This is a genomic window from Pseudomonas sp. HT11, from assembly GCF_044875395.1.
GTDB lineage: Bacteria > Pseudomonadota > Gammaproteobacteria > Pseudomonadales > Pseudomonadaceae > Aquipseudomonas.
The window spans coordinates 3,127,360-3,146,540 of the sequence record NZ_CP173217.1; the positions used below are offsets into that span (position 1 = coordinate 3,127,360).

General features: G+C 60.7%; 18 protein-coding genes and 1 pseudogene. 10 read left to right on the forward strand and 9 right to left on the reverse strand.

The window, feature by feature from the left end; all coding sequences use genetic code 11:
* The first annotated feature begins 91 nt into the window (after nt 1–91).
* Entirely contained in the window at nt 92–1,552 is a 1,461-nt protein-coding gene (locus tag ABWL43_RS14330; RefSeq protein ID WP_404488303.1) for an NAD-dependent succinate-semialdehyde dehydrogenase, read from the forward strand.
* Between the two features lie 20 nt (nt 1,553–1,572).
* Nucleotides 1,573–2,658 carry a tartrate dehydrogenase gene (locus ABWL43_RS14335; RefSeq protein ID WP_404488306.1) on the forward strand — a complete coding sequence of 362 codons (1,086 nt, stop codon included), beginning with the start codon at nt 1,573–1,575 and terminating at the stop codon, nt 2,656–2,658.
* Nucleotides 2,659–2,974: 316 nt separating this feature from the next.
* Here ABWL43_RS14335 and ABWL43_RS14340 read toward each other — a convergent pair whose 3' ends face one another.
* Nucleotides 2,975–3,901: a glyoxylate/hydroxypyruvate reductase A gene (locus ABWL43_RS14340; protein ID WP_145160758.1), complete on the reverse strand. Its 927-nt coding sequence runs from the start codon at nt 3,899–3,901 to the stop codon at nt 2,975–2,977.
* Between the two features lie 194 nt (nt 3,902–4,095).
* Between ABWL43_RS14340 and gabT the strand changes: the two genes are divergently transcribed.
* Genes gabT through ABWL43_RS14355 form a run of 3 tightly spaced genes read left to right on the forward strand, consistent with a single transcriptional unit; the run spans nt 4,096 to nt 6,615 of the window.
* The gene (gene gabT, locus ABWL43_RS14345) at nt 4,096–5,388 is read left to right on the forward strand and encodes a 4-aminobutyrate--2-oxoglutarate transaminase (RefSeq protein ID WP_145160760.1); all 1,293 of its coding nucleotides are present in this window, start codon (nt 4,096–4,098) and stop codon (nt 5,386–5,388) included.
* Between the two features lie 48 nt (nt 5,389–5,436).
* Nucleotides 5,437–6,081, forward strand: coding sequence for a 2-haloalkanoic acid dehalogenase (locus tag ABWL43_RS14350; protein WP_404488308.1), 645 nt, complete (start codon nt 5,437–5,439; stop codon nt 6,079–6,081).
* A gap of 45 nt (nt 6,082–6,126) precedes the next feature.
* The gene (locus ABWL43_RS14355) at nt 6,127–6,615 is read left to right on the forward strand and encodes an Lrp/AsnC family transcriptional regulator (protein ID WP_010449292.1); all 489 of its coding nucleotides are present in this window, start codon (nt 6,127–6,129) and stop codon (nt 6,613–6,615) included.
* A 408-nt stretch (nt 6,616–7,023) separates the two neighbouring features.
* On the opposite strand, the pseudogene ABWL43_RS14360 reads toward ABWL43_RS14355, so the two are convergent.
* Nucleotides 7,024–7,626: pseudogene (locus ABWL43_RS14360) on the reverse strand (SDR family NAD(P)-dependent oxidoreductase); the annotation flags it as partial.
* Between ABWL43_RS14360 and ABWL43_RS14365 the strand changes: the two are divergent.
* Nucleotides 7,610–7,966, forward strand: a complete 357-nt coding sequence (locus ABWL43_RS14365) for a winged helix-turn-helix transcriptional regulator (protein WP_404488311.1) — start codon at nt 7,610–7,612, stop codon at nt 7,964–7,966. The pseudogene ABWL43_RS14360 and the gene ABWL43_RS14365 sit on opposite strands and share 17 nt — an antisense overlap.
* Before the next feature lie 60 nt (nt 7,967–8,026).
* On the opposite strand, the gene deoC is transcribed toward ABWL43_RS14365, so the two are convergent.
* Nucleotides 8,027–8,710, reverse strand: coding sequence for a deoxyribose-phosphate aldolase (gene deoC, locus ABWL43_RS14370; RefSeq protein ID WP_262209575.1), 684 nt, complete (start codon nt 8,708–8,710; stop codon nt 8,027–8,029).
* A 130-nt stretch (nt 8,711–8,840) separates the two neighbouring features.
* Here deoC and deoR point away from each other — a divergent pair, with 130 nt between their 5' ends.
* On the forward strand, nt 8,841–9,599 hold the full coding sequence (gene deoR, locus ABWL43_RS14375) for a DNA-binding transcriptional repressor DeoR (protein ID WP_145160769.1): 759 nt from the start codon (nt 8,841–8,843) through the stop codon (nt 9,597–9,599).
* On the opposite strand, the gene ABWL43_RS14380 is transcribed toward deoR, so the two are convergent.
* Genes ABWL43_RS14380 through rbsK form a run of 3 tightly spaced genes read right to left on the reverse strand, consistent with a single transcriptional unit; the run spans nt 9,596 to nt 12,932 of the window.
* Nucleotides 9,596–10,642 carry an aldose 1-epimerase family protein gene (locus tag ABWL43_RS14380; protein ID WP_404488313.1) on the reverse strand — a complete coding sequence of 349 codons (1,047 nt, stop codon included), beginning with the start codon at nt 10,640–10,642 and terminating at the stop codon, nt 9,596–9,598. The genes deoR and ABWL43_RS14380 overlap by 4 nt on opposite strands.
* Entirely contained in the window at nt 10,639–11,970 is a 1,332-nt protein-coding gene (fucP, locus tag ABWL43_RS14385; RefSeq protein ID WP_262209581.1) for an L-fucose:H+ symporter permease, read from the reverse strand. The genes ABWL43_RS14380 and fucP overlap by 4 nt, the downstream gene beginning before the upstream one ends.
* A 41-nt stretch (nt 11,971–12,011) precedes the next feature.
* Nucleotides 12,012–12,932 carry a ribokinase gene (gene rbsK, locus ABWL43_RS14390; protein WP_242196619.1) on the reverse strand — a complete coding sequence of 307 codons (921 nt, stop codon included), beginning with the start codon at nt 12,930–12,932 and terminating at the stop codon, nt 12,012–12,014.
* A gap of 240 nt (nt 12,933–13,172) precedes the next feature.
* Between rbsK and ABWL43_RS14395 the strand changes: the two genes are divergently transcribed.
* Nucleotides 13,173–14,378, forward strand: coding sequence for a multidrug effflux MFS transporter (locus ABWL43_RS14395; protein ID WP_404488317.1), 1,206 nt, complete (start codon nt 13,173–13,175; stop codon nt 14,376–14,378).
* 9 nt (nt 14,379–14,387) lie between these two features.
* Here ABWL43_RS14395 and ABWL43_RS14400 read toward each other — a convergent pair whose 3' ends face one another.
* Nucleotides 14,388–14,996, reverse strand: a complete 609-nt coding sequence (locus tag ABWL43_RS14400) for a LysE family translocator (RefSeq protein WP_404488319.1) — start codon at nt 14,994–14,996, stop codon at nt 14,388–14,390.
* A 112-nt stretch (nt 14,997–15,108) separates the two neighbouring features.
* On the opposite strand from ABWL43_RS14400, the gene ABWL43_RS14405 reads away from it, so the two are divergent.
* Entirely contained in the window at nt 15,109–16,020 is a 912-nt protein-coding gene (locus tag ABWL43_RS14405) for a LysR substrate-binding domain-containing protein (RefSeq protein ID WP_404488321.1), read from the forward strand.
* Between the two features lie 95 nt (nt 16,021–16,115).
* Nucleotides 16,116–16,973, forward strand: a complete 858-nt coding sequence (locus tag ABWL43_RS14410; protein ID WP_145160784.1) for an SDR family oxidoreductase — start codon at nt 16,116–16,118, stop codon at nt 16,971–16,973.
* A 116-nt stretch (nt 16,974–17,089) separates the two neighbouring features.
* Here the strand turns inward: ABWL43_RS14410 and xerC are convergent, their stop codons facing one another.
* Entirely contained in the window at nt 17,090–18,004 is a 915-nt protein-coding gene (gene xerC / locus ABWL43_RS14415) for a tyrosine recombinase XerC (RefSeq protein ID WP_242196608.1), read from the reverse strand.
* A gap of 108 nt (nt 18,005–18,112) precedes the next feature.
* On the reverse strand, nt 18,113–18,931 hold the full coding sequence (locus ABWL43_RS14420; RefSeq protein WP_242196605.1) for a M949_RS01915 family surface polysaccharide biosynthesis protein: 819 nt from the start codon (nt 18,929–18,931) through the stop codon (nt 18,113–18,115).
* Between the last annotated feature and the right edge of the window lie 250 nt (nt 18,932–19,181).

The window sequence follows — 19,181 nt, forward strand, 5'->3', positions numbered from 1 at the left end:
TCAGCACGGGACGCTGCTTAAGCTGCGCTTTCGGCATCCTGATTCGCGGCACCTCCCTAGACTGGAGCGTGTCTCGGATCAGGACTCGACCATGCTCAATAATCGCTTGCAAGACCCCAGCCTCCTGGCTGAACTCGCCTATGTGGATGGCCAGTGGATCGCTGCCGACAGCGGCGCCACCCTGGACATCCGCGACCCTGCCACCGGCCACCTGCTGGCGCGGGTGCCGGCCATGGACGCCGTGGATACCCACCGCGCCATCGCCGCCGCCGAAAGGGCCTGGCCCGCCTGGCGCGCACGCCCGGCAGCAGAGCGTGCGGCACTGCTGGAACGTTGGTTCCAGGCCATGCTCGACAACCTCGATGACCTGGCGCTGATCATGACCTGGGAACAGGGCAAGCCGCTCGCTGAAGCCAAGGGCGAGATTCGCTACGGTGCCGGTTTCGTCAAATGGTTCGCCGAGGAAGCGCGCCGGGTCTATGGCGAAACCATGCCGGCGCCCAGCGGCGACCGACGCCTGCTGACCCTCAAGCAGCCGGTGGGCGTGTGCGCTGCCATTACGCCGTGGAACTTCCCCAACGCGATGATCACCCGCAAATGCGCACCGGCGTTAGCCGCTGGTTGCCCGATCATCGTCAAGCCGTCGGACCTTACCCCGTTGTCGGCATTGGCCCTGGCGGTGCTGGCTGAGCGAGTCGGCATTCCGGCCGGGGTGTTCAACGTGATCACCGGGTTGCCTGCCGGCATCGGCGAGGCGCTGACCGGCAACCCGGCGGTGCGCAAGATCTCCTTTACCGGTTCCACCGCCGTTGGCCGCTTGCTGATGCGCCAGAGCGCCGAGCACATCAAGCGCCTGAGCCTGGAGCTGGGCGGCAATGCGCCGTTTGTCGTATTTGACGACGCCGACCTGGAGAAGGCCGTGGCCGGGGTGATGCTCAGCAAGTTCCGCAATGCCGGGCAAACCTGCGTGTGCGCCAACCGCATCCTGGTACAGGCCGGTATCTACGCGCGTTTCGCCGCGCGCCTGGTGGAGGAGGTGAGCAAGCTCAAGGTCGGTAACGGTCTGGAGGAGGGCGTGACCATCGGCCCGCTGATCAACCCGGCGGCGGTGAACAAGGTCGCACGGCATATCGACGATGCCCTGAGCCAGGGCGCGAAGCTGTTGTGTGGCGCGATCCCCACGGGTGACAGCCAGTTTGTGCAGCCCACGGTGCTGAGTGACACCCACGCCGGCATGTTGCTGGCCAATGAAGAAACCTTCGGCCCGGTGGCCCCGCTGATGCGCTTTACGGATGAAGCCGAGGCGCTGGCCCTGGCCAATGCCACGCCGTATGGCCTGGGCGCCTACTATTTCACCCAGGACCTGCAGCGCTCGTGGCGTTTTGGCGAGGCGTTGGAGTTCGGCATGGTCGGGCTCAACACCGGGATCATCTCCATGGAAGTGGCGCCGTTTGGCGGTATCAAACAATCGGGCCTGGGCCGTGAAGGCAGCAAATATGGCCTGGATGAGTACCTTGAAGTCAAAGCCTTCCACATCGGCGGGCTCAACTGAATTCCCACGAGGCATGCACCATGAGCAAGGCATTCAGAATCGCCGCGATTGCCGGCGATGGCATTGGCAAGGAAGTGCTGCCCGAAGGGCTGCGGGTACTGGAACGGGCGGCCAGTCTCTGGAACTTGAACCTGAGCATCGAGGTGCTCGACTGGGCCCACTGCGATTACTACCTGGAGCACGGGCAGATGATGCCTGAGGACTGGTTTGAGCAGCTCAAGGGCTTTGACGCGATTTACTTCGGCGCCGTAGGCTGGCCGGGCAAGGTGCCCGACCATATTTCCCTGTGGGGCTCGTTGCTCAAGTTCCGCCGCGACTTCGACCAGTACGTGAACATCCGCCCGGTGCGGCTGTTCCCTGGGGTGCCGTGCCCCTTGGTCGGGCGTAAGCCGGGGGACATCGATTTTGTGGTGATCCGCGAAAACACCGAGGGCGAATATTCGTCAGTGGGCGGCAAGATGTTCGAGGGCACCGAGCATGAATTCGTGCTGCAGGAGTCGGTATTCACCCGGCGCGGCGTCGACCGCATCCTCAAGTTTGCCTTCGACCTGGCCCAGTCCCGCCCGCGCAAGAAGCTCACGGCGGCGACCAAGTCCAATGGCATTTCCATCAGCATGCCCTACTGGGATGAGCGCACCGCATTGATGGCCGCCAACTACCCCGAAGTGAGCTGGGACAAGCAGCACATCGACATCCTGTGTGCGCGGTTTGTGCTGCAACCGGATCGGTTTGATGTGGTGGTGGCGTCGAACCTGTTCGGCGACATCCTCTCCGACCTCGGGCCGGCGTGCGCCGGGACGATCGGTATTGCGCCGTCGGCCAACCTCGACCCCGAGCGGCGCTTTCCGTCATTGTTCGAGCCGGTGCACGGTTCGGCCCCGGATATTTATGGGCAGAACATTGCAAATCCCATAGCGATGATCTGGTCGGGGGCGTTGATGCTGGATTTCCTTGGCAATGGGGAGGCGCGGTATCGGGCGGCCCATGACGGGATCCTGCGGGCGATTGAGGCGGTCATTGCCGAGGGCGTGGTGACGCCAGATCTGGGCGGGAAGGGCTCTACTCAGGATGTCGGGCTGGCGATTGCCCAAAGGCTTCAGATCTAAGGCGAGCAAGCTCGAAAATGTGGGAGCGGGCTTGCTCGCGAATGCAGGGGGGCAGTTGAAATATCTTTGGCTGACACCCCGCATTCGGTTGATCTGGCGCCGGGACACGGTGTCGCAGAGTTTGAACAGTTTTGTGCGGTTGCTGGAGGAGCGCGGCCTGGCACTAACACCGTAGCAGCTGCCGAGCCCCAGCGAAGCTGCGATGACGTCGGCACAATCGACATCGATGTTGCGTGACCCACCGCTATCGCGGCCTCGCTAAAGCTCGACGGCTCCCACATCAAGACAGGTGCTCCCGCATTTGGACCTCCACGCGTCAATAACCCTTGCGCCGATCCACCTCACCCACCATCTGTTCCCCACGTTCATAACGCCGGATATTCTCCAGCAACACCCCAAACGCACTCGCCGGCTGGGTCATCGCTGCGATATGGGGCGTCAGCACAATCTGCGGGTGATCCCAGAATCGATGATCCGCTGGCGCAGGTTCCTCCTGCAGCACATCCAGCACTGCACCGCTCAGTTGCCCACTGCCCAATGCCTCCAGCAAGTCTTCCTCCACCAGGTGCCCGCCACGGCCCATGTTGATCAGCGCCGCCCCACGCGGTAACTGTGCAAACAGCTGCCGGTCGAGAATGCCTTGGGTCTGCTCGGTCAACGGCAGCACACACAACAGAATATCGCACTGGCTGAGAAACGACGGCAATTGGTGTTCACCGGCGTAGCAGTCCACACCTGGCAACTGATGAGCACTGCGCGCCCAGCCCGACAGCGCAAACCCCAACGGCGCCAACGTTGCCAGAATCTGCTGGGCCTGGGTGCCCAAGCCCATCACGCCGACCCTGCGATTCACGGCCGGTTGCAACAGGTGTGCCTGCCAGCAGCGCGCTGCTTGCTGCTGGCGGTAGCGCAACATATCGCGGTGCAGGCTGAGCACCGCCCAACTGGCGTATTCGCACATGCCGCGGGTGATGCCCGGGTCGAGCAGGCGCACCACGGGCAGGCCGGGCGGGAGGCGGGAAAGGTCCAGTTGGTCGACCCCGGCCGACAAAGCAAACAGCACTTTCAGGTTGGGCAGTAATTGCATGAGGTTGTCGGGCGCCTGCCAGGCGGCCAGGTAGTCCACGTCTTCGGCATTACCGATGTCGGGCCAGGCGCGCCATTCAATCTGCGGCGCGTGTGCGGCGAACAGTGCCTGCCAATGTTGGCCGCGCACCGGGTCAGCTTTGTAGAGCAAGGCCATGGGCATTTCCTGCAGGGTTTGGGTAGCCCTCATCATCCCCCAAGCCCGGCGCAGGATCTGTTGAAAGGTGGGGGCAAAACAGTCGATCCGAATTTCTCACGGGCCAAGTTCGGCGTAGTTGGTTGCCTGCAAGCCTTACTCTGAACCACATCGCAACCACTTTCCGGGTTGCTGCATTCACGATGGGAACTGCCATGAATAGCAAGGTCGACGAAACCCCTCATTTGCTCCGTCAGCGCGATCAATTCGTTCCCCGTGGCCTGGTGACCGCTCACCCGCTGGTGATCGACCGTGCCCAGGGCGCCGAATTGTGGGACGTGGATGGCAAGCGTTACCTGGACTTCGTCGGCGGGATCGGCGTGCTGAACATCGGGCATAACCATCCCAAGGTGGTGGCTGCGGTGCAGGCCCAGTTGCAGAAGGTCTCCCACGCCTGCTTCCAGGTGGTGGCCTACCAGCCATACCTCGACCTGGCACAGCGGCTGTGCGAAATGGTCGGCGGGCAGGAAGCCTATAAGGCCGCGTTTTTCACCTCCGGCGCCGAGGCCGTGGAAAATGCGGTGAAGATCGCCCGCGCCCACACCAATCGCTCGGCGGTGATCGCCTTTCGGGGCGGCTTCCATGGTCGTACGCTGCTTGGCACCACGCTCACCGGTATGAGCCAACCCTACAAACAGAACTTCGGGCCGTTTGCACCGGAGGTGTTCCACACGCCGTATCCGAATGCTTATCGCGGGGTGACCAGCGAGCTGGCACTCAAAGCCCTGGATGAACTGCTGGCGACCCAGGTGGCGCCAGAGAGGATCGCGGCAATCATCATCGAACCGGTGCAGGGTGACGGCGGCTTCCTTGCCGCGCCTGTGGAGTTTCTCCAGGCACTGCGAGCGTTGGCGGACAAGCACGGCATCGTGTTGATCCTGGATGAGATTCAGACCGGTTTCGGCCGTACCGGGACCTGGTTCGGCTACCAGCATGCGGGCATCCAGCCTGACCTGGTCACCGTGGCCAAGAGCCTGGCCGGTGGCTTGCCGTTGTCCGGTGTAGTCGGCAAGGCGCACATCATGGATGCACCGCTGCCTGGCGGCCTGGGCGGAACCTACGGCGGTAATGCGTTGGCGTGCGCGGCGGCACTGGCGGTGATCAGCGCGTTCGAGCAGGAGCAACTGCTCGAACGCGGCCAACGGCTGGGCGAACGCCTGCGCCGAGGCCTGCTTGGTTTACAGGCGCGCTACCCGCGTATCGGTGATGTGCGCGGCACCGGCTTCATGTTGGCGATCGAGCTGATCCAGGATGACCCGGCGCGCACGCCGGATGCCGACCTCAACCAACGGCTGATCGATGAAGTCCGCGCTGGCGGGTTGCTGGTGATCAAATGCGGCGTGCATCGCAACGTGCTGCGCTTTCTCGCGCCGTTGGTGGCCACCGAGGCCCAGGTCGACGAAGCCTTGCAGATACTCGACGGCGCCTTGGCACGGGTCTTGAACTGAGCCTGTGCTTGTTCAGGGTGGACTGCATCATTGGAGACTTGACCCCACATGGGACTGACAGATTATCGAGCGCTGCTGATCGATTGCGATGAAGTGCTGGTGGACCGCGACTCGGGTGTGTTGGCCGCCTTGCAACCGCTGCTCGACAACCGTAGCGGGCAGCTGCCCAGGGAGCAGGTGCTGGCCGAGTACAACACGGTGGTCGCGAATCTCTACCCGCGCTTCGCCGAGTTGGGCTTCAGTGGCCTGCTGTGTTTTGCCCACCGCCAACTCGCCGAACGCTGGGGGCTCCACGCCAGTTGGGAGGAGGGCATGAGCTTTGCCCGCAGCGCCGGCAGTTGGGCGCTGTTCGAGGATGCACCGGGGGCTATGCTGTATTTGCGCAAGTTCTATCGGCTACTGGTGCGTGGCGACCGTGACGCAGAGGATCGTGGTGTGTTGTGTGAGCGGCTGGGTATTGCACCGGAAGATTTCATTTCCCTGGCCGATGACCTGCAATGGCTCAGCGAGCAAGCGGAGGATGTGCACCCCGTGCTGCATGTGACACGACCTTCGGTCGCGGCGCACGGGGGGCTGGACCGCTGTTTGATTGGCCGCCAGCGGCCCCGGCAGCCTTCGCGGTGCGCGGCGGATTACTGCATCAGCAGCATGGCGGATCTGGTGGCTCAGCATCAGCTGTCTTTACGGCGCTGATTTTGCTAGAAGATTGTCTTACAAACGGCAGTCAAGAGGTACGCAATGGAAGGGCAAGTGAAACTGGACCGGATCGATATCAGTATTCTGGTTGAACTGCAAAAGGACGGCCGGATGACCAATGTCAGTCTCGCCGACGCCGTGGGCTTGTCTGCCAGCCCGTGTTTGCAACGGGTCAAGCGGTTGGAGTCGGCGGGGTATATTTCCAGCTACAAGGCGCACTTGAACCTGGCCAAGATTACCGATTCGGTCACGGTGTTCACCGAGATCACCCTCAGCGACCATAAACGCGAAGACTTCGCCAAGTTCGAATCCAATATCCGCCTGGTAGACGAAGTGCTCGAATGCCACCTGATCAGTGGTGGTTACGACTACCTGGTGCGCTTCATGACCCGCAGCATCCAGCATTACCAGGAAGTGGTGGAGAGCCTGCTGGACAAGAACATTGGTATCTCCAAGTATTTCAGCTATATCGTCATCAAGTCGCCCGTGCTCAAGGACGGCGTGCCCCTGCGCAAACTGCTGCGCCACTGAAATCACCTCCAGCTTGCCAAGTCACCTGCACTGCCGATGAGGAGGCGGTGTGGGGATTGGCGTTGCACCTGACAGTCCACGAAAGCTGGGTGGTCTTGGGTTTCTAAATCAGGTGGTTTGAAGGTTTTCGCAAAACCGATCGACTGCATTTCGACTGAAGCCAATGAGCCGAAGCGCAACGCAGGCTTTCCAACTCATGAAGGGCTCGACCCTCGTTACGCATATTGTCCGCGGCCTTATCAAAGTCACAAGCTAACTAGCGTCGGACTGCGGCATAGGGGGCACGTCGACGCAGAGACTCACAAGGCATGACATATAATTTAACATAATATACATTATGCGTAATATCATGTTACATAATCATGGGCAGTGCCCGTTAGATTTCAACGGGCAAAACCCCTATTGGCTTCAAACCTGAGCAAACCCTCCATCCACGAACATTTCACTGCCGGTCATGAAGCTGCTTTCATCCGATGCCCGAAATAACGCTGCAGCCGCAACTTCTTCTGCCTGGCCGATGCGCCCCAGGGGAACCTGTGCAGTCATGCCGTCAATGATCGCATCCTTCTGACCAGTGCCTGACAACGCCAGGTCCAGGCCAGGCGTCGCGATCGGTCCGGGCGAAAGTACGTTGACGCGAATGCCGGTGCCTTTGAGGTCCAGCGCCCAGCTTCTGGCGAAATTACGCAGCGCGGCCTTAGTGGCGCTATACACGCTGAACGCTGGTGTGCCCATGGTGCCTGTGGTTGAACCCGTCAAGATTACCGAGCCTCCGGCGCCCATCAATGCCAAGGCCTTTTGCACGGTGAACAAGGTGCCTTTGACGTTGATGCCGAACGTACGGTCAAACGATTCCTCCGTGATCGATCCAATCGGCTGGAAATCCCCCAGGCCCGCATTGGCGAACAACACGTCAATTCGGCCTTTTGCAGCTTTGACTTGTGTGAAGATGCGATCCAGGTCGTCCAGGTTTGAAATATCGCCCTGAATGGCAATGGCTTCAGGGCCGATTGCGGCCCTGGCGGTGATTGGCGGGAAATGGAAGCCGTTGGTTCTTTATCATCTGGCACAGAACGTTCACCGCTATGGTGAGCTACGGCGTGCGATCGGTGGCGTGACTGATAAGGTACTTATCCAGCAACTCAAGGAGCTGGAGCGTGATGAGATCATCGCGCGCGTCGACTATCAGGAAATCCCGCCGAAGGTTGAATATTCGCTGACGCCATTCGGGCGCTCGCTGGCCACGGCACTCGGGGCGCTGTGTGTGTGGGGAACAGAACACATGGACGCGGTTGAACGCATCAGCGAGCGTCGAATGGCTGCCCTCGCCCGTCTTGAAAGTCGCCACTGAATATAATTAAAACGCATAACTCAACTAAATAGATATTTAGTTGAGTTATATTAAAAGCATTCAATAACCGCTCGCCGCCGTCGTTGCCCCACCGACTATCGCAATCCCCGAACTGCTGCCCAGGCGTGTAGCCCCGGCCTCAATCATCTTCACCGCCGTCGGATAATCACGCACGCCACCGGATGCTTTTACGCCAACGCCGGCGCCCACGGTTTTGCGCATCAGCGCGACGTCTTCAGCAGTTGCACCGCTACGGCTGAATCCGGTGGACGTTTTGACAAAGGCCACACCCAGGTCCCGGCAGATTTCACACGCCTGGACTTTCTGTTCGTCGTTCAACAGGCAGGTTTCCAGGATGACCTTCAACGGCACGGCGCCGCAGGCCCTGTGGACGGCGGCAATGTCTTCACGCACCGCCTCGAGCAGCCCTTCTTTCAGCCAGCCAATATTGAGCACCATGTCGATCTCCCCTGCCCCGGCGGCAATCGCCCGTTCAGCTTCAAAGGCCTTGGTGTCGCTCAAGCCGGCGCCCAGTGGAAAGCCCACCACCGCACAGATCACCACGTTCTTGTCAGTCAGGCACGAGGCGGCGTAAGGCACTTGCGCGGAGTTAAGGCACACTGAATAAAAACCGTGCGCCATGGCCTCCTCGCACAAGGTGCGGATTTGCTCACGGGAGGCGTCGGGCGCCAGTAAGGTGTGATCGATGTACTTGGCCAATGCTGCGGGTTGAAGAGAGTTCATTTAACGTGCCCTTGCCTGTATGTTGCCAATGATCGTGGGACGCGGTTGTCACAATGCCCACATTTATACGTTACAATAATATCATTAAATGTTACTTATCTAACACCAACAATCAAGCCCTGGAATACGCGTGGACAGTAAAAAAGCCGAGCGACTCAAGCTTATCCAACAAGCTTTGCAGGACCAGAACGCCATCCACCTGCGGGAAATGGCTGCGCTGCTGGAGGTGTCCGAAATGACCCTGCGCCGCGACCTCAACCACTTCTCCGAGCATGTGCGCCTGTTGGGCGGCTACATCACCCGGGTCAGCAGCGAGGCCAGCGATTACCGCGTAGCCGACCAGGACACGCGCCACGTCGAGGAGAAACGCCGTATCGGCAAACTCGCCGCGCGGCTGATACAGCCCGGCGACACGGTGTTTTTCGACTGCGGCACCACCTCGCCCTTTGTCATTGATTTCATCCCCGATGAGTTGGAGTTCACCGCCGTGTGCAGTTCGTTGAACGTGCTGCTCAGGCTGCAGAACAAAGCCAACTGCCACATCGTGCTGTGCGGCGGTACTTTTCACCGCAAGAACCAGGTCTTTGAAAGCAGCGCCGAGAGCAGCATCCTCGACAGCGTGCGCCTGACCTGGGCCTTCGTGACTGCCGCCGGCGTCAGCCAGGCGTTCGGCGTGACGTGCTTCAACTTCAATGAAGTCGAGGTCAAACAAAAGGTTCTGCGCCAGGCCCAGCAACGCGTGTTGCTGGCCGACTTCAGCAAGTTCGACACGGTGCGCACCGCTCACTTCGCCAACCTGGAAGACTTCCAGTACGTGGTCAGCGACAAGAAAATCCCCCGCGCCTATAAAGAAGTCATCCAGGCCAGCGGCGCGCAGCTGCTGATCTAACCCAATAATGTCTGGCGTTCCTGCGCATTCAAGAAGCCGGTGGTCACGCTGAACGAGGCGCTGGCCCCGGCCGCCAGGCAGCGTACGTGGCCTTTGGCTTTCTCGGCGTTATAGCCCTCGGGTTCGCAGGTCGATGGCAGCACGAACGCCGCCACTTGCTGATCCGGCGTGTACAGAATCCAGCGTGCCGCGTGCGCGAATTGTTCGGGGCGGTAACGGGTGTAGAACGCCGTGCCCGCCGGATGGTCCAGCAAAAAATGCGCATAGCCCGTGGCGTCTGTGCCCACGTCGTCGAAGAAAAACACGATTTCAGGGTCGTACAGCGCAGGCGTATCGAGGCTGGCCAACTGGGTTGGATGCTCGGCCAGTTGCGCCATGTAGGCGCTCCAGTCCGGCGTCGGCTTGACGTGGTCCGGCACGCTGTTGCGCAGGCGCAGGCGCTGCATGCCCAGTGGCTCGACGAATCGCGCGCCGTCCACGTATGCGTAGTTCATGTGGGCCATGTACATCAGGTCCATCGGCTTGCCGGCCAGGTTCGTCACGTCCATGTCGATATCGAACAAGGCTGAGTCGGCGCGCAGCGTCACACTGGGGCTCGCCCGGTAGCGATCGCCGAACCCCTTGGCGTATTGATACGAGCCGCCCAGTCGCACAAAGCCCTCGCCGAGTTCCAGCCAGGCCGTGTCCATGGGCGCGCAGGGCATTTCACCGTGCAAGGCATGCGTGTCATCCGGCGCTGGGCATCCGTTGCGCAACAGGCCACTGTGAAACATGAAGCAGCCGTAAGTGTCGATGACCGTCGGGCTTGGCCGGGGCTCGTCGAACAAGTTGCGCATGGTCAGGTCGCAGCCGTCAAATACGGCCGACCAGATCATCTGCCCTTGATACGGCAACACGACCAGACGTCCACGGCTGTTCTCCAGGCTCACCGCCAGCACGCCGGACGGATAAGTCCAGGCGCCGACCTTGAAATCCTCAGACTGCAAAAGCACCCTTTCCTGCTCGGCAAACACCGTCCGGTACAACGGGATACGCGTATTCATGAGGCCACCGCCGCGGCTGCATTTGAGGGCAACGCGCCCGGCTGGCGCAGGCATTTGACCGCGTACATCACAATCACGATAAAGCAAAGCAGCGGTACGCTGTAGGCCAGCTGCATGTTGCCACCGCTGGCGTCGGACAACAGGCCCTGGAAGATCGGAATCACCCCGCCGCCAACAATGCTCATCACCAGCAATGAACCGCCAACACCGGTGTCTTCACCCAGGCCATCAATGGTCAGGCCGTAAATGGTCGGCCAGCACGGACCGAGAAAAATACTCACGCCGACGGCGGCGTACACCGCGGAAATATTCGGCACCAGAATGGTGTAGGCCAGCAGCACAATGCACAGCACCCCGTAGATCGCCAAGACCTTGGCCGGGTGCAGACGCCGCATCAATAGGTTGGCGATCAACTTGCCGACAAAGTAGGCGGCAAAGGTGGTCAGCAGAAACCATGAAGCGCTGCGCTCATTCATGCCACCCATTTGCATGGCCAGGCGAATGGTGAAACTCCACACGCCCACCTGTGCACCCACATACAGAAATTGCGCCAGCACGCCAAAGGTAAACCGCGGGTTACGCCACAGCCGCCCCAGGCTTTTGCGCAAGCTGCCCGAGGTGTTGTCGACGGGTGCGTTGCCTTTGCAGGCCGGGAAACGGGTGATGGCGATCAGGATGAACATCAACACCAGCACGGCGATCATCCACTTGTAAGGCAACAGCGTGGACTGGATCATTTGCAACTGCTGCACCGCCGCATCGGTGGCACTCATCTGCTTGAGCTGTGCAGTGGTGGCATCGGTGTCCTTGAACATCACAAAGCTGCCCACGTAAACCCCGGCCATGGCGCCGAACGGGTGAAAGGTCTGCGAGATGTTCAAGCGCCGCGTCCCGGTTTCCCGTGGGCCCATCAACGTCGAGTAGGTGTTGCACGCGGTTTCCAGGAACGACAGCCCGGCCGCGATCACAAACAGAGCCAGCAGGAACATGCCGTACTTGGCCGTCGACGCCGCCGGGAAAAACAGCAAACAGCCGAGCATGTACAGCGACAGGCCGATCAGGATCGTACTTTTGTAGCTCAGGCGGCGCACCACCATCGCTGCCGGAATCGCCACAAAAAAGTAGCCCAGGTAAAACGCCGATTGCACAAAGGCGGTCTGGAAATCGCTGAGCAAAAACGCTTTCTTGAAGTGTGCGATCAGCACGTCGTTCATGCTCGCCGCCGCGGCCCACAACGCGAAGATGCTGCACAGCAGAATAAACGCGAACCAGGGCGTGCGGTTCAGGTAGAACCCATCGGGTGTCTGTTGCAGCGCAGGTTTGTTCATTATTGTTCTCCGGGCTGGATTAAGGAGCCGAGTTAGACGGCTTAGCGCTGTTGCTGGAAGCGCGTGAACGCTTCGCTGTCGGGATAGGAGGTCTGCGTACCCAGCGCCGTCACCGAGCACGCGGAATACGCCACGGCCTGCTCCATGGCATGGCGAATATCGCCGTCAAGGGTCCAGTGCTGAATGAAACACCCGATAAAGGCGTCGCCGGCACCGGTGGTGTCACGGGCGACAACCCGCTGGCCCGGCACCTGGAATGTGCCCTCCTCGCCTACGTACAACGCCCCCTGCTCGCCGAGCGTGACGATGACGTGGCGAATGCCGCTGGCCACCAGGGTTTGCGCGGCGACGCGGGCCGAGTCGGGTGAGTCGACGGTCAGGCCCGTGATCAGCGCCAGCTCCGACTCGTTAGGGATCAGAAAGTCCAGTTTTGCCAGGTAGTCGGCCTCCAGACCAGGCAGCGCCGGCGCGGGATTGAGCAGCACGGCAATGCCATGTCGGTGGGCGAATTCGATGGCGTAGTAGACCGTCTGCAGGTTGATCTCCAACTGCAACACAATCAGCGTGCAGTCACGCAAATCAGCCGCCGCCGCCTCGATGTCCGCCGGCGACAAATACGCATTGGCGCCTTTGACGATCAAGATGCTGTTGTGGGAGTCGGCCCGTACAAAAATCGGCGCCACACCACTGGAAACGCCAGGCACCCGTTGCACATAACGGGTGTCGATGCCAAAGCGCTGGAAGTTGGCCAGGGTGTTGTCGGCAAACATGTCGTCGCCGACCTTGCTCAGCATCAACACATCGGCCCCAAGCTTGGCTGCCGCCACCGCCTGGTTGGCGCCCTTGCCGCCACACCCGAGGGCAAACCCCGGCGCTTCGAGGGTTTCGCCCTGCGCCGGCATGCGGTCGATGTAGGTAATCAGATCCACCATATTGCTGCCGATGACTGCGATCTTGCTCATTGCTCTTCCACCTTGTTGCAGCACGACCAGGCAGGTCGTGGCGCTTTTGTTTTGTTATTTAAATAACATTAAGTGTGAATATTCAATCTATTTTTCAGCGCAAAGATCAATGGTCAGCTCGAATGGGCCGTCGCGACATGTTCACTGCCAAAAAATGTAGCGCCTGTGTAAACGCCACCTTGTAACCCCTCGGGCGGCTCTCTAAGCTGGCCGGTCTTTCGCCGTCACCCGGAACACCCCATGTCTCGAAGCATCGCCCACCTCGCCCTGTTGCTGGGGTTGATCACCGCCATCGGCCCCTTCGCCATCGACAGTTATTTGCCCGCCTTGCCCACCCTGGGTGCGAGCCTGCAGGCCTCGCCGGCGGCGGTGCAGATGAGCCTGACAGTGTTTTTCATGATCATCGGCGTGTGCCAGCTGTTCTACGGTCCGCTCAGCGATGTGTACGGGCGCAAGCCGCCGATTTACGCCGGCCTGGTAATTTTCGCCGTGGCCAGTGTCGGCTGTGCCCTGGCACCGAGCATCGAAGTACTGATTGGCTTTCGCGCCCTGCAAGCCTTCGGCGCGTGCGCCGGCATGGTCATCCCGCGGGCGATTGTTCGTGACCTGTACACCGGCCACGAAGCCGCGCGCCTGATGGCCTTGCTGATGCTGGTGATGAGCGTGTCGCCGATCCTGGCGCCGTTGGCCGGCAGCGTGGTGATTTCACTCTGGAGTTGGCGCGAAGTGTTTGCCGTACTGGCTGTGGTGTCCGTGCTGTGCCTGGTGATGACCATTGTGCAGTTGCCGGAAACCCACCCGGCCGAGCGTCGATTGGGCAAGACCCTGAGCGACGCCATCGGCAGCTACGGCGCACTGCTGCGCGACCCGGTGTTTATCGGTTTGGCAGTGGTCAGCGGCTTCGGATTGGCGACCTTCTTTGTGTTCATCGGCAGCGCGCCGTTTGTGTACATCGAATATTTCGGCCTGACGCCGACGCAATTCAGCCTGTGCTTTGCGCTCAATGCCGCGTCGTTCTTCGCCATGAGCCAAATGACCGCACGCCTGAGCGCGCGCTTTGGTCTGGCGCCGGTGATTCGCTGGTCGGTCATGGCGGTGGCGGCGATCATGGTGCTGCTGGCCGCCACCACGCTGTGGGGCAATCACCTGGCGGTGATGATGACGCTGCTGTTTATCGGCTTCGGTTTTCTCGGCCTGCTGTTGCCAGCGGCCGGCGTGTTGTCCCTGGAGGACCACGGCGCCGTCGCGGGTTCCGCGTCAGCCCTGCTGGGCGCCATCCAGATGATCACCGCTGCCGTGTCCATGACCCTGATCGGGCTGTACGCCGACCATACGCCGGCACCGATGCTGATCGGCATCGCCCTCTGCGCAGTCGCGGCAATGCTGACCACCTGGTGGACGCTGCGCCGTTTGCCCGCACATCTACAGCCTTCGCCACGGCGCTGATACGCCTCGTCATCCCAGCAGCCAACGCCCTGAATGCGCGATACCCATCAGGGCCACGGCCAGCAGCACCAGGCATGCCACGCGATTGATACCCACGCGGTATTTGAGCGCGAACGCCTGGCGCGCAAGGGCGATGTACCCCGCCAGCACCATAAAGTCGATAAGCACCCACAGCCCGGTCAACCACGCCACGCTTGCGCTGAACGAGTCAGCCACGTGGATGAATTGAGGGAAGAAGGCGACGAAGAAGATAATGTCCTTGGGGTTGGAAATCCCTACCACAAACCCCGTGCCGATACCGCTTCGCGCGCGGCGGGCCTGGGTACCTTGCCCAGGTGGATAACGCAGCCCCTGGACCGCCAGGTACAAGATGAACAGGCAGCCCAGAAAGCTGATCGCGCTCAGCACACCTGGGCTGACGGAAAAACTCCCCGACAAAATCAGTACCGCCACCAGGGCCAGCATCAGCGATGCCAGGTTGGTGCCCGCGGCCGTCAACAGCGCGCACCGGCTTCCGGATTGCAGGCTGGTATTGATGATCAGCGCCACCACCGGCCCGGGCGTGACGATCAGGGCCAACACACTGAAGACGTAAATCAGAAGTAACGAGCTATTCATCGCGCTAAAACGCCTGTGAGGTAAGGCGTGCGAGCTTGCGCCAGGCCGCGCGCGTTGAAAAACGTAAAAGCCTGTGCCCTACTATGAGTATTAATCACAATGAATGACGCCCATGGCCGAACGCCTTCCACCGCTGTATGCCCTGCGCGCCTTTGAAGTGGCGGCCCGCACGTCTTCGTTTACACGCGCGGCGCAATCCCTTTCATTGACTCAAAGTGCGGTTAGCCGCCATATCAAAACCCTTGAGGGCCTCCTCGATTGCCGCTTGTTCGAACGCCATGGGCCTCGGCTGAAACTCACCGTTGCGGGCGAACGGCTCGCGCAGGAACTCAAGGTCGGCTTTCGCATCATCGAGCAAGCGTGCGCGCCCTTCCGCGCAGGCACTGGCGATTTACGTTTAAAGGCCCCATCGACGCTGACCATGCGCTGGCTGCTGCACACGCTGGACCTCCTCAAGCTCAGCGCGCCTGAACTGGCGATACAGCTGGCCAGTGTCTGGATGGATTTCGACAGTGTGGATTTTTACGCAGAGCCTTACGACTGCGCGATTTTGCTCGGCAACGGTCAGTTCGGCGCCGATGTGCACGCACACAAATTGTTTGATGAATGGTTGATCCCCATTTGCGCGCCCGGCTGGGTTGGCACTGACCTGGCCGAGGCCGAACTGATCCACCCCACTGCCGATCGCCGAGACTGGCGACGCTGGCTGGCCGCCCAGCCGTCTGACGCGCGTATCGACCTGGACCGTGGCAAGGTCTTCGATACGCTCGACCAGGCGATCTCGGCGGCCATGCGCGGCCATGGTGTCTCGATCGGCGACCTGCACCTGGTGGCCAACGATGTGCGCGACGGCCTGATCAGGCTGCCCTGTGCAGCGGCCGTCGCCTCGGGCGATGGCTACTATCTGGTCTGGCCCAGGGAGAGCCGCCACTCACCCAAGTTGCGTGAACTGTACGAGTGCCTGACCGCGCTCGTTCCAACCCTGCATTTGCCAGGCCTTGAGTTCTTGCCTGCGGCTGGCTGAAACCATTCGTCGGGCTCGCCCGACATTCACTACAACTATCGCCGCCGGCAAAACTACTAACTCCATAGCACCCTTAAAGACCTATGGAGACTGAGATGACTGACTACCCTCGCCCACCCTTCGCCCCACAAGCCCAATCCGTACCCGGTTCCCAGAAAAAAATGGACCCGTACCCCGACTGCGGCGAGAAGAGCTACAAGGGCTCGGGCCGGCTGGCCAACAAAATCGCGCTGATCACCGGTGCCGACAGCGGCATTGGCCGCGCAGTCGCCATTGCGTTTGCCCGTGAAGGCGCCGATGTGGCCATCGCTTACCTGGACGAGCATGAGGACGCCAGGGAGACCGCACGCTGGGTTGAAGAAGCGGGCCGCCAATGCCTGCTGCTGCCCGGCGATATTGCGCAAAAGGCCACGTGCCAGGCGCTGGTCGACAAGACCGTCGAGCAGTTCGGGCGCATTGACGTCCTGGTGAATAACGCCGCGTTCCAGATGACCCATGAAACCCTGGAAGAGATCGAAGACGAGGAATGGGTACGCACCTTCGATATCAACATCACCGCGATGTTTCGCATCTGCAAGGCCGCCCTACCGCACATGAAAGCCGGCAGTTCGATCATCAATACCAGTTCGGTCAATTCCGACATGCCCAAGCCGACGCTGCTGGCCTATGCCGCCACCAAGAGCGCCATCGCCAACTTCACCGGCGGCCTGGCGCAATTGCTGGGTGACAAAGGCATCCGCGTCAACAGCGTGGCGCCGGGCCCGATCTGGACACCGCTGATCGTGTCGACCATGACTGACAAAGACGTGCAGAGCTTTGGCAGCGAAACCCCGCTGGGTCGCCCCGGCCAGCCGGTAGAGGTGGCGCCGATCTATGTGTTGCTGGCCTCGGATGAAGCCAGCTATATCTCCGGTTCGCGCTACGCGGTCACCGGCGGCAAGCCAATCCTTTAAACCCGGAACACAACCAAGTAAAGAAGGGGGCTTGCTCCCGATAGCGGAGGGTCAGTCAGTGAGTCGCTGACCCTGCGTCTTCGGGAGCAAGCCCCCTCTCGCATTTTTGGCTGAAGTTATAAATCAAACCGGTCCACGGCCCGCCGCCGTTCATTGTCGTCGCGTACGTCGTAGCTGGCGGTAGTCTGGATATTGCTGTGATGCGCCAGTTTCTGCGCAATTGACAGGTCATGTTCCTCAATCACCCGGGTGATGAACGAACGCCTGAAATCATGCGGCATGATCTTCACGCCAACCTGTTCGCCGCGTTGACGGGCGATGTAATAAATCGCGTGTTTGGTAATGCGCTCACGGGTGATATGGCTGCCCCGGCGAATGCGGTTGAACAGGAACGTGTCGTCCTGCTCGCCGTCCTTGAGCTGCTCGCGACGAAAGTCCAGCCAGGCTGTCAGCTTTTCAAATGCCCAGGCGGGCGCGTACTTGATCAACGCCTTGTTGCCTTTGCCGGTCACGCGCAGGCTGCGTTCTTGGAAGTTGATCTGCGTCAGGTCGAGGTTCACCGACTCCGACTTGCGCATGCCCGACCCATACAAAATGCCGATCACCGCCGCATCCCGCAGGCCCTGTGGGCGTGGGTCGGCGGCGCAGACTTCCATCAGTTCGCGGATCAGGCTGCGGCGCAAATTGCGCCCCTGGCCCAGTCGGGTACCGGGAGCCGCCTTGACCGAGCGCATCTTGAGCAGGTGATCCTGGCTGATCAGGCTCATGCGCCAGGCTTCGTTCATCACCCCACGCACGGCATTCACATACAGCGAAGAGGTGTTGGGCGCGTAGCCGTCCTCGCGCAGTGCGGCGACCAGGGCAATCACGTGTTCAGGCTGCAGCAGGTGCCAGTCAATGTCTTCGAGGTTGATGTCTTCGAAGCCCAGGCGGTCAGCGGCGTCCTGCAACACATAACGCATGGTCAGCTGGCTGGAGGGCGCCAGGCGGGTGAGATAAAGGGTCAGCGGGTTGCGGATAGACTCAGTCAAGGGAGATCAGCCTTTGGATTAAATACCTCGATCAAGCCATTGTTTAATCGAGGTATTTAGTGAATTGGCGAGGGCCGAGTCTAGCGCAGGACCGGCCCTGGCACAAAATCACGGGGCCGTTTCGTCATCCCCGGTAGGGTCGTCGGGCTGAGGCTGGGTCTGGGATTGACTCCACTCGGTGTCCTGCTTCTGCATGAGCGCGAACCAATGCTGGCGCATGAACGCCAGGTAGCTGTCCGGCGCCTTGGCAAAGTCCTTTTCATCGCCATAGCAGCCCGGCAGAGGTAACTCGGTGCCCTGCTCCTTGTACTGACTGACCAGCGCCTGCTGCGCCGCCACGCTGCAATCCTTGGGCAGCGGCATGCCCCGCAAGGCGCCGGCCTCCTCGTCCCACCAGCTCGCGCCAACGCGATCGACGCCGCGCAGGCGGTACTTCTGGGATTTGCCGACGTGCATGATCAGCTTGAATTCGTTCGGGCTGACATCGCTGGTGCAGGTACGCGAATAGCCCACAGTGGCCTGGGTGATGCCGTCGCCGGTGAGGTCGGTGACTTTGGTGGCGGCCATGTCAAAACGCAGCGCGGCGTCGAACTGGCAATGCTGCACATCGTCGTAAAGCATCCACACGCGCTTGGGATGATCGCCAGCGAGCAGGTACTGGGCCGCGTAGACGAACGCCGACTGGGTGCCATCGTCATCGCGTTCGCTGACCTGCTCGGCGAGCACCAGCAGGTTCTTGCCCTGGCTGTCGTCCCAGGTGTAGGCCGCGACCTGTTTGCCGCGCACTTCGACGCCTTCGGGCACCTGATCGACCGAGGTGAGCGCCACGCCATCGTCGGCGCGTACGGTTGTGACGCAGGCCACAGCCATCAACAATCCCATCAACGCGGGCCGCAATTGGCCGCGTAAAAGCTGCACGCTATTCATCCGAGTACCCTGGCAAGAGATGGCTTACTTTACCGGCACTTGAGGGGCAATGCAGAGAAGTTTGTTGAATAAAACAGGCGGCACACTGCAAGCTGCAAAAAACGCCGCGGTTTTACCTGTTCAAGGTATCCCCTGGCGCCTCAGTTAGTTAGCTGAACCCTAGCTGTCTACCTGTCAAATAAACGAGTTTTTCATCCGCCTTTCATATTCGTTCAACATTTTTCCGCTTAATCTTGGCCCCAGGACTTGA

Coding starts and splice junctions, on each gene's coding strand:
- ABWL43_RS14330 (WP_404488303.1), top strand. CDS start 92: ATGCTCAATAATCGCTTGCAAGACCCCAGCCTCCTGGCTGAACTCGCC.
- ABWL43_RS14335 (WP_404488306.1), top strand. CDS start 1,573: ATGAGCAAGGCATTCAGAATCGCCGCGATTGCCGGCGATGGCATTGGC.
- ABWL43_RS14340 (WP_145160758.1), bottom strand. CDS start 3,901: ATGGCCTTGCTCTACAAAGCTGACCCGGTGCGCGGCCAACATTGGCAG.
- gabT (WP_145160760.1), top strand. CDS start 4,096: ATGAATAGCAAGGTCGACGAAACCCCTCATTTGCTCCGTCAGCGCGAT.
- ABWL43_RS14350 (WP_404488308.1), top strand. CDS start 5,437: ATGGGACTGACAGATTATCGAGCGCTGCTGATCGATTGCGATGAAGTG.
- ABWL43_RS14355 (WP_010449292.1), top strand. CDS start 6,127: ATGGAAGGGCAAGTGAAACTGGACCGGATCGATATCAGTATTCTGGTT.
- ABWL43_RS14365 (WP_404488311.1), top strand. CDS start 7,610: ATGGCTTCAGGGCCGATTGCGGCCCTGGCGGTGATTGGCGGGAAATGG.
- deoC (WP_262209575.1), bottom strand. CDS start 8,710: ATGAACTCTCTTCAACCCGCAGCATTGGCCAAGTACATCGATCACACC.
- ABWL43_RS14380 (WP_404488313.1), bottom strand. CDS start 10,642: ATGAATACGCGTATCCCGTTGTACCGGACGGTGTTTGCCGAGCAGGAA.
- fucP (WP_262209581.1), bottom strand. CDS start 11,970: ATGAACAAACCTGCGCTGCAACAGACACCCGATGGGTTCTACCTGAAC.
- rbsK (WP_242196619.1), bottom strand. CDS start 12,932: ATGAGCAAGATCGCAGTCATCGGCAGCAATATGGTGGATCTGATTACC.
- ABWL43_RS14395 (WP_404488317.1), top strand. CDS start 13,173: ATGTCTCGAAGCATCGCCCACCTCGCCCTGTTGCTGGGGTTGATCACC.
- ABWL43_RS14400 (WP_404488319.1), bottom strand. CDS start 14,996: ATGAATAGCTCGTTACTTCTGATTTACGTCTTCAGTGTGTTGGCCCTG.
- ABWL43_RS14405 (WP_404488321.1), top strand. CDS start 15,109: ATGGCCGAACGCCTTCCACCGCTGTATGCCCTGCGCGCCTTTGAAGTG.
- ABWL43_RS14410 (WP_145160784.1), top strand. CDS start 16,116: ATGACTGACTACCCTCGCCCACCCTTCGCCCCACAAGCCCAATCCGTA.
- ABWL43_RS14420 (WP_242196605.1), bottom strand. CDS start 18,931: ATGAATAGCGTGCAGCTTTTACGCGGCCAATTGCGGCCCGCGTTGATG.